This window comes from Sphingobacterium sp. T2 (genome assembly GCF_000814685.1).
GTDB lineage: Bacteria > Bacteroidota > Bacteroidia > Sphingobacteriales > Sphingobacteriaceae > Sphingobacterium > Sphingobacterium thermophilum.
This window is the reverse complement of the sequence record NZ_JXAC01000172.1, coordinates 1-8,357: the sequence shown is the minus strand read 5'-3', so window position 1 is coordinate 8,357 and position 8,357 is coordinate 1. Positions and strand designations below refer to the sequence as shown.

6 protein-coding genes, 4 tRNA genes and 1 pseudogene are annotated in these 8,357 nt (G+C 41.2%); 6 read left to right on the top strand and 5 right to left on the bottom strand.

What is annotated here, in order from left to right:
• Positions 1–253: hypothetical protein (locus tag SD31_RS11045; protein WP_039054155.1), on the bottom strand; the 253-nt coding region annotated here is incomplete at its 3' end.
• A gap of 115 nt (positions 254–368) precedes the next feature.
• Here SD31_RS11045 and SD31_RS11040 point away from each other — a divergent pair.
• The 5 genes from SD31_RS11040 to SD31_RS11020 all read left to right on the top strand — a co-directional run bounded on the left by SD31_RS11040 (position 369) and on the right by SD31_RS11020 (position 1,572).
• A complete protein-coding gene (locus SD31_RS11040) occupies positions 369–1,100 on the top strand; it encodes an SIMPL domain-containing protein (RefSeq protein ID WP_039054154.1) in 732 nt (243 codons plus the stop codon).
• A gap of 129 nt (positions 1,101–1,229) precedes the next feature.
• Positions 1,230–1,302, top strand: a tRNA-Thr gene (locus SD31_RS11035).
• A gap of 13 nt (positions 1,303–1,315) precedes the next feature.
• Positions 1,316–1,388: transfer RNA gene (locus SD31_RS11030), tRNA-Thr, on the top strand.
• Between the two features lie 24 nt (positions 1,389–1,412).
• Positions 1,413–1,496, top strand: a tRNA-Tyr gene (locus SD31_RS11025).
• Positions 1,497–1,499: 3 nt separating this feature from the next.
• A tRNA-Thr gene (locus SD31_RS11020) sits at positions 1,500–1,572 on the top strand.
• Between the two features lie 53 nt (positions 1,573–1,625).
• Here the strand turns inward: SD31_RS11020 and SD31_RS11015 are convergent.
• The 4 genes from SD31_RS11015 to SD31_RS11000 all read right to left on the bottom strand — a co-directional run bounded on the left by SD31_RS11015 (position 1,626) and on the right by SD31_RS11000 (position 6,966).
• Positions 1,626–2,444: a ZIP family metal transporter gene (locus tag SD31_RS11015; RefSeq protein WP_039054153.1), complete on the bottom strand. Its 819-nt coding sequence runs from the start codon at positions 2,442–2,444 to the stop codon at positions 1,626–1,628.
• Positions 2,445–2,670: 226 nt separating this feature from the next.
• Positions 2,671–4,227, bottom strand: coding sequence for a helix-hairpin-helix domain-containing protein (locus SD31_RS11010; protein WP_316929860.1), 1,557 nt, complete (start codon positions 4,225–4,227; stop codon positions 2,671–2,673).
• A gap of 110 nt (positions 4,228–4,337) precedes the next feature.
• On the bottom strand, positions 4,338–5,648 hold the full coding sequence (locus tag SD31_RS11005; RefSeq protein ID WP_039054152.1) for an NAD(P)/FAD-dependent oxidoreductase: 1,311 nt from the start codon (positions 5,646–5,648) through the stop codon (positions 4,338–4,340).
• A gap of 322 nt (positions 5,649–5,970) precedes the next feature.
• On the bottom strand, positions 5,971–6,966 hold the full coding sequence (locus SD31_RS11000; RefSeq protein ID WP_039054151.1) for an acyl-ACP desaturase: 996 nt from the start codon (positions 6,964–6,966) through the stop codon (positions 5,971–5,973).
• Positions 6,967–7,142: 176 nt separating this feature from the next.
• On the opposite strand from SD31_RS11000, the pseudogene SD31_RS10995 reads away from it, so the two are divergent.
• Positions 7,143–8,340: pseudogene (locus SD31_RS10995) on the top strand (SufS family cysteine desulfurase).
• Positions 8,341–8,357: the final 17 nt, after the last annotated feature.

Here is an 8,357-nt window from a genome sequence, read left to right as displayed (position 1 = left end):
TTGCTAAGTTTGGGAGATACGCCTCTGGCACATGTAGCAGAAGGTTGTTGTTTTGATCTTTCAGCTCTGTGTAGGCATCACCTTCTTGTGCGTTGACGGTGTAATAGACGTACTTGCCGGATTTGGAGATAGCATTGTAACCAATGCTTTTCCAAGAGTCAAAGGCCTCTATGGTCAATGGCGGTTTTTCCTGCGCTTGTGCTATTGAAAAAACCGAACAAACAGTAACAAAAATTTTAAAGTAATTGTTCATAGGTTTAATCTAAACTAATAATACCAAAGGTAGTCAAATAAATGAAAGGTTTTTGCAACAATTTTGGCACGTTTATTTAGTCGTTTTACGTTATATAAGGAAAATTAGAAATTTTATGAAATATACATCTATTATTATCAGTGTTATAGCAGCTGTGGCCTTAATAGGGACGGCCTGCATCTTAGGAAGTGCTTATAAATATAAGTATAAGGTGAACCAAGTCATTACCGTGACGGGTAATGCGAAGAAAGATTTTGATTCGGATATCGTGAAGTGGACTGCGACCTACAGCCGTAAGTCTATGAACCTTAGTGAAGCTTCCGAGCAACTCAGAAAAGATCGAGAGTTGGTCAAGAACTTCCTCGTGCAAAAGGGAATCAAAGAAAGTGAAATCGTTTTTGACCCGGTCATCATAGTACGTGATTTTAACTATCATACCGACGAAAGAGGGAATAGTTACAACACTTTCGCAGGTTATAGTCTCAGTCAAAATGTAATCGTAGAATCGAAAGAGTTGGATAAGGTAGACAATGCCTCCCGCGAAATCTCGGGGTTGATCTCTCAGGGAGTGGAATTGATGTCTAATGCACCTAATTACTATTATTCGAAGTTGGAAGATTTAAAGTTGGCGTTGATCGCTGAAGCTTCCCAAAATGCGAAAAGCCGTGCAGAAAATATAGCGAAGGAATCCGGGAGTAGTTTAGGAAAATTATTGAAAGCAGATTTAGGAATTTTTCAGATCACAGGACAAAATAGTAATGAAGAATTTTCGTATGGAGGTGTATTCAATACAACTTCCAGAGCAAAGACAGCAAATATTACCGTGAAGGTAAGCTATGGGCTCTAAATAGAGTTTTATACTCAAAAAATAAGTTTGATATTCAGTTTATTAGTGTTTAAAGGCCATTTTTAGCTTCCAATAATTTGGAATATTGGTGTGAACTTATGATATTTGCACTCGGTCTTAAACACTTAAGCCTCCTTAGCTCAGCTGGTAGAGCAACTGACTTGTAATCAGTAGGTCGTTGGTTCGATTCCGACAGGAGGCTCAAAAGATGTTAGGCCTCCTTAGCTCAGCTGGTAGAGCAACTGACTTGTAATCAGTAGGTCGTTGGTTCGATTCCGACAGGAGGCTCTGAAGTGGTAAGACCACGGGCTCGGAGGGATTCCAGAGCGGTCAAATGGGACGGACTGTAAATCCGTTGCTTCGGCTTCGAAGGTTCGAATCCTTCTCCCTCCACCAAAAGCCTCCTTAGCTCAGCTGGTAGAGCAACTGACTTGTAATCAGTAGGTCATTGGTTCGATCCCGATAGGAGGCTCAAAAAAAAGAGATACCATACAGGTATCTCTTTTTTATGGATTTCTCTTTTTATTATCCTAAGGCCACATCCAGGCTCATCATCACAATAAATCCTAAAATAAATCCCAAGGTAGAAAGATCAGAATTTTTGTTTTGCTGTGCTTCAGGAATAACTTCTTCGACGACCACAAAAAGCATGGCACCGGCGGCAAAGGCCAATGCATAAGGTAATAGGGGATCGAAGAATGTTACAGCAAGTGCGCCGAGCACCCCCGCTATAGGTTCTACTATGGCCGAGAGCTGCCCATAGAAGAAGCTTTTGCGTCGGGACATGCCCATACGGCGTAATGGCATGGATACGGCTATTCCTTCCGGAAAGTTCTGAAGGCCAATACCTACAGCCAAAGATACCGCTCCTGCTATGCTGGCTTCAGGAATACCTGCTGCCACACCCCCAAAGAGAACCCCTACGGCCAAACCTTCCGGAATGTTGTGCAGCGTGATCGCCAAAATCATTAACGTAGTTTTCTGCCATGCTGTTTTTACTCCCTCCACCTTTTTGAAGTGTATATGTAGGTGGGGATAATTTTGGTCGATGGCATATAGAAAGCCTGCACCTAAGAGAAATCCTATAACGGAAGGCATGACCTTCGTAAAACGTTCACCTTCCGACATATCTATTGCGGGAATAAGTAGGCTCCATATACTTGCGGCCACCATGACCCCTCCCGTAAAGCCTAACATGGAATCCATAATGTTCTTATTGTAGCTTTTGAAGAAGAAGACAAAAGCAGCACCTAACGCTGTTATGGACCATGTAAAGAGGGTGGCGTATAAGGCAGCAAGTATAGGGTTAATGCTTTCGAAGTAATGTATTATATTATCCAGCATATTTTAGCTTATGTGTTGCAAAGTTAATAAAGGTATGAATTTAATAGTCTGTACTTTCTAAAATTATTAAAGCCTCTTCTCATCCAAGAGGCTTTAATAAATATCTTATTGAATATGTGTTTTCCTTTGTTGGAAATAGGTTGTAATCTGTTCGAGGCTGAAGGCGTTCAAACATGTGCTTGGGGTCAGGCCTCCTTTTCTGCCTACATTCACTCCATAATGCATATCAAGCAGTCCTTCGGTACGATGGGCATCCGGATTGATAGATAGCAACACCCCTTTTTCTAAGGCGTAGCGATGCCATCTCCAATCTAGATCCAATCGTAAAGGGTTGGCATTGATTTCTATGACCACTTGGTTTGCTGCACATGGCATCTATAATTTTTTTGAAATCTAAAGGATATCCGGCACGTGAAAGCAACAGTCTTCCTGTAGGATGTCCCAATATGGTTGTGTAAGGATTTTCAATGGCCTTGATCAGACGTTGTGTAGCTTTTTCCTGATCCATCTTCAGATTGCTATGTACGGAGGCTACGACAAAATCAAATTTTGCCAATATCTCATCCGGATAATCCAGCGATCCGTCCGATAATATATCCGATTCAATACCTTTGAAAATTTTGAAAGGGGCCAGCATCGCGTTCAGCTCATCTATCTCAGCCCACTGTTCTTCCAAGCGGTCTACGGTAAGGCCGTTGGCATATACGGCGGTTTTGGAGTGGTCACAGATGCCCAGATATGATAATCCTAATTCTTCCTTACAGTAACGGGCCATCTCCGATAAGGAATGTACTCCATCGGAGTAAGTGGAGTGGTTGTGTAAGGTACCTTTTAGATCTTCAAAGGTTATTAGGTTTGGTAGTGTGTTTTTTTGTGCTTTTTCAAGCTCATCAAAGCCTTCGCGCAATTCAGGTTCGATGTATTGCAGACCCATCTTATGATATATCTCTTCCTCCGTTGCTGCCTCAGGGATTTCAGGAGTAATGTTTTTCAGTTGTTCAATATGCTTTTCATTACCAGTTGTTAGCAACAAATCTTTGGCGAAGCTTTCGTTGGAAGTAAAATGGACAACAAAAGGGCAGGAGTTTTCATCCGTAAAAGCAAGCGTTTGGTTTTGCGGATCTTCAGCAAAGTCAATGTTCAACTGCGAGATGAAATCCTTTACTTCTGTGTGAGGAGCTTCCGTGAGGATGTCCACCTTTTGCAATATTTCACATTTTCTTCTAAAAGCCCCAGCAAATGAAAAGCGGTATTGAGGGAAAGCGGAGGATAGCTTATCTAGGAGGACAAAGGCGCTGTTTTCGGCTTTGGCAAAAAGGTACCACCCCTGGTTGTCCATAGTGAACTCTATTGCTTTTTTTATTTCCTCCTGTGTTTTGAATCCGAAACCTTTGGCTTCTATAAGACGGTTTTCGTTGCACGCATAATAAAGCTCACCTACAGTTTCTATTTCCAAGGTTTTCCAGATGACTTGTATTTTCTTAGGCCCTAGTCCTTTTATTTTGAGCATTTCCAGAATTCCTTCCGGTGTTTGGGAAATAAGTTCGTCCAATTCCGGGAAGCTTCCTGTATTGATGATTTGAAAGATTTTCTCCGCGGTACTTTTACCTATTCCTTGCTGAGCGCTAAGCTCTTCTATAGAGGCATTGGCAGCAGGGAAGGGGAGTTTGTCTATCTTGAACGAGGCACTGGACATAGCTTTGGTACGGAACGGGTTTTCATTGTGCAGTTCCATCAGCTGTCCGCAAAGTTTGAATGCACGTGCTATCGTCTTGTTGTCCATAATGAAAGTTTTGATTTATTGCCAAAAGTACTAAATAAAAAAATGTCGGCAATTTTCATTGTCGACATTTGTACTTATTATTTTGATTTAATATAGGATTAAAAGGATACTTACGCGTTTGTAGTCGTAGTTTCTTTGTCTACGGCTCTTTCGTATTTATCAACGATAAGGCGAACGCCTGAATTTTTCGTTAAGAACTTGATAGACCAGTTTACGAAGGTTACCAACTTATTGCGGAAGCCGAAGATAGACACTAAGTGAACGAACATCCATGTCAACCAAGCTAAGAAGCCACTCATATGGAATTTACCAATATCTACGACTGCTCTGCTACGACCGATAGTGGCCATTGAACCTTTATCGAAATACTTGAAGTTTTCAGTGTTAGGTTTGTTTTCGATGATGTTGCTGATATGTTTGGCAACATATGCTCCTTGCTGTTGTGCTACTGGAGCTACGCCTGGAAGTCCTCGAGGGGTATCTTCCGTGATCATCGCTGCTACGTCACCTATAGCGTAGACGCCGTCCATGCTTTCGATTTGACATTGTCCGTTTGTGCGGATGCGGTTACCTCTTTCGATAAGGGAAGCATCAATACCTTCCGGAAACTGACCTCTTACGCCGGCACCCCAGATGACTGTTTTTGTTTTGATGCTTTCACCGTTGTTGAAGGTGATAATATCTCCGTCATATCCTGTAACCTGTGTGTTGAGCAACACGTTGACACCTAGTTCTTTTAGGTATTTTTCAGCGTCTCTTTGCGATTTTTCAGATAATGCGCCTAATACTTTTCCAGTGCCTTCTACCAAATAAACTTTCATTTCGTTTACCGAAAGTTCTGGGTAATCTTTCTTAAGCACATGTAGTTGGATTTCAGCAATGGCTCCCGACAATTCTACACCTGTTGGGCCGCCACCTACCACTACGAATGTCAAGTATGGGGCACGTTCAGAAGCATTTTTTAATAATACTGCCTTTTCAAGGTTTTGTAATACATAGCTCCTGATGTTTAGGGCTTCCTTGATGCTCTTCATTGGTAAGGAATTTTTCTCTACTTCCTTATTGCCAAAGAAGTTGCTTGTAGCTCCTGAGGCGATTACCAAATAATCATAATCGTATGTACCTACCGATGTATGAACTTCTTTCTTAACACTGTCAATGCTTAAAACCTCAGCCATTCTGAATTTGAAGTTGTGCTGGTTTTTAAACATTTTGCGAAGAGGGAAGGAAATCGAGTCTGCTGCAAGAGTACCTGTAGCTACTTGGTACATAAGGGGTTGGAAAGTGTGGAAGTTGTTACGATCGATAAGCAGAACTTCAACTTCTTTATCTTTTAAATTTTTTGCTACCTCTACTCCTCCAAAGCCGCCACCAATGATGATAACTCGAGGGAAAGAACGCTCAGAACGACTTAATAACATATCGCTTGTTTATTTAATTTTCTGTGTTAATTGCAGTGCAAATATCTTAAAAAAGTAGGATATTTCAATATCAAAATCTTAATATTTATGTCTTATTGTTAATTAAAATTTATTTAAATCTAACTTTTGAATATTTTATAGTTGCTTAAACAATTTTAACTTAGTGTATAAAATACACATATTGTTGAATGTTAGTAGATTATGGGAAATGATCTTAGTTAAAATTCTTACTAAGCGAGCTTAATTCTTCGGCTACTGTTGTACATTACGGAAATAAAAAAAAACGTTCTTTAGTAAGAACGTTTATAGCGTGGGTTTTGTTTTATCCGTAAATCCATTTGAACTTATATTCTATTTCTGGCACTTTTATTCTGTCAGCTAGGCGAAGTAATCTGTCTGGTAGCTTCATCAGATAATCTCGTGCTTTTTCTCCTTTTTCGTTCAATCCACTAATTTTATCTATTTTCCAATCCTGTATAAGTTCTTTAAGAATATTTACATAATCTATGGCGGTGTACACATTCATGCGCTGTGCAGCATCCGAGAAGTGGGCGAAAGCACCACCTTGAGGCTCTCCCGATTCTCTGAGGAAGTGGGCAGGCATGACGATTTTTTTACGCATCATATCTTCGAAGGCTATCATCACTTCGCTTGGATCTACCTCGAAAGCTTTGGCGATAAAAGACATGTATGCTTTGGCGTGGCGGGCTTCGTCGGAAGCAATAACACCACACATTTTTGCCAGTAGCTTGTCTCCACTTTTTTTAGCTATTCCGGCAACACGTCGGTGTGATATATTTGTTGCCAGCTCTTGAAAGGAGGTGTAGATGAAATTACGATAAGGATCAGCTCCCGTACCGATGTCGAATCCGTCTTGAATCAGATATTGCATACTCATCTCGAATTCGCGCATGTTAATGCGGCCGGATAAGTAAAGGTATTTGTTCAACAGGTCTCCATGTCTGTTTTCTTCGGCAGTCCATGCACGGACCCATTTCATCCATCCACTGTTTTCATCTTTGTTGACATCTTCGACCATGGTAAGCCATGATTCGTAGGTAGGTAGTGCTTCTTCGGTAATGGTATCACCGATCAATACGGCCACCAGGTCGTAGGGAAGTTCTTTTGCACTTTCTTGTAAATCGCGAACTTCCTCAAAAAAAGTATCCCTTGAGGCATCCGGAAGAAAATCGGACGGCTGCCACATCTCTTCTACAGGTTTCAAATACTCGCTCATCTCATTGAGCATGAATGGCTCCAGATAGGCCATTACTTCTTTCCTGGATCCTTCAGGGATATTTAAAGGTATTTCTTGCATAACTAAATACAAAGTTATAGAAATAAATCTGAAAATAGGTGTAGAAATGATTTAAAACCCTTTTTATGATGGAAAATAAACTTACCGTGTAGCTTTACTTTGACCAAAAGAATACATTTAATTCTGATATTTGAATTAAAGAAGTATTACCTTTGTAACATTAATATAAGAAAAAATTGGAAAAATTCGATATAAATAAAATACGCAACGATTTCCCTATCCTTAAAAGAGAGGTCAATGGCAAGCCTTTGGTCTATCTAGATAAGTGGGGCGACGACGCAGAAACCTAAGTTTGTAATTGACGCTATTACAAATTATTATGAGGAGATGAATTCGAATGTACACCGTGGTGTGCATTATCTGAGTCAGCTATCTACCGATGCATTTGAAGTTACGCGTCGTAAGGTACAACAATTCATCAATGCCAAGGAAGAGGCGGAGATAATCATTACCAAAGGTACCACCGAAAGTATCAACCTAGTGGCAAGTTGCTTCGGTAAAGCTTTTGTCCACGAAGGAGATGAAATCATCATTTCTGCCATGGAACATCATTCTAACATAGTGCCTTGGCAGATGCTTTGCGAAGACAGGGGTGCAGTATTGCGTGTCATTCCTATGAACGATAAAGGTGAGTTGGATATGAAGGCTTATGAGGAGCTGCTCTCCGATAAGACCAAAATCGTTGCTGTGGCTTATGTTTCTAATGCTTTGGGAACTATCAATCCGGTAAAGCAAATCATAGAGATGGCTCATGCGAGGAATGTTCCGGTGTTGGTAGATGCTGCGCAGGCCATTCAGCACATAGCCATTGACGTTCAGGAGCTGGATGTGGACTTCTTAGCCTTCTCAGGGCATAAGATGTATGCTCCTACAGGCGTGGGCGTGTTATACGGCAAGCGTGTCCTTCTGGACGCTATGCCACCATACCAAGGAGGAGGCGATATGATTAAAGATGTGACCTTCGAGAAGACGACATATAACGAACTTCCTTTCAAATTTGAGGCCGGCACACCTAATATAGAGGCAGGAATATGTTTCGCAGCGGCGATAGATTATATCAATTCTTTAGGAATAGAGAATATTAAAGCACATGAGGACGAGCTGTTGGCATACGCTACGCAAAAGCTGAAAGCCATTGCTGGTGTACGCATCATAGGCGAGGCAGAATACAAGTCGTCGGTGATATCCTTTGTGGTGGATGGCGTACATCCGTATGATATAGGTGTGATTCTGGATAAGCTGGGGATAGCGGTACGTACCGGACACCACTGTGCACAGCCGGTGATGGATAGATTTAATATTCCGGGAACAGTGCGTGCCAGCCTGGCATTATATAATACGAAAGAAGATATTGATAATTTGTGGCGGGTTTGACTCGTGCGTTAAATATG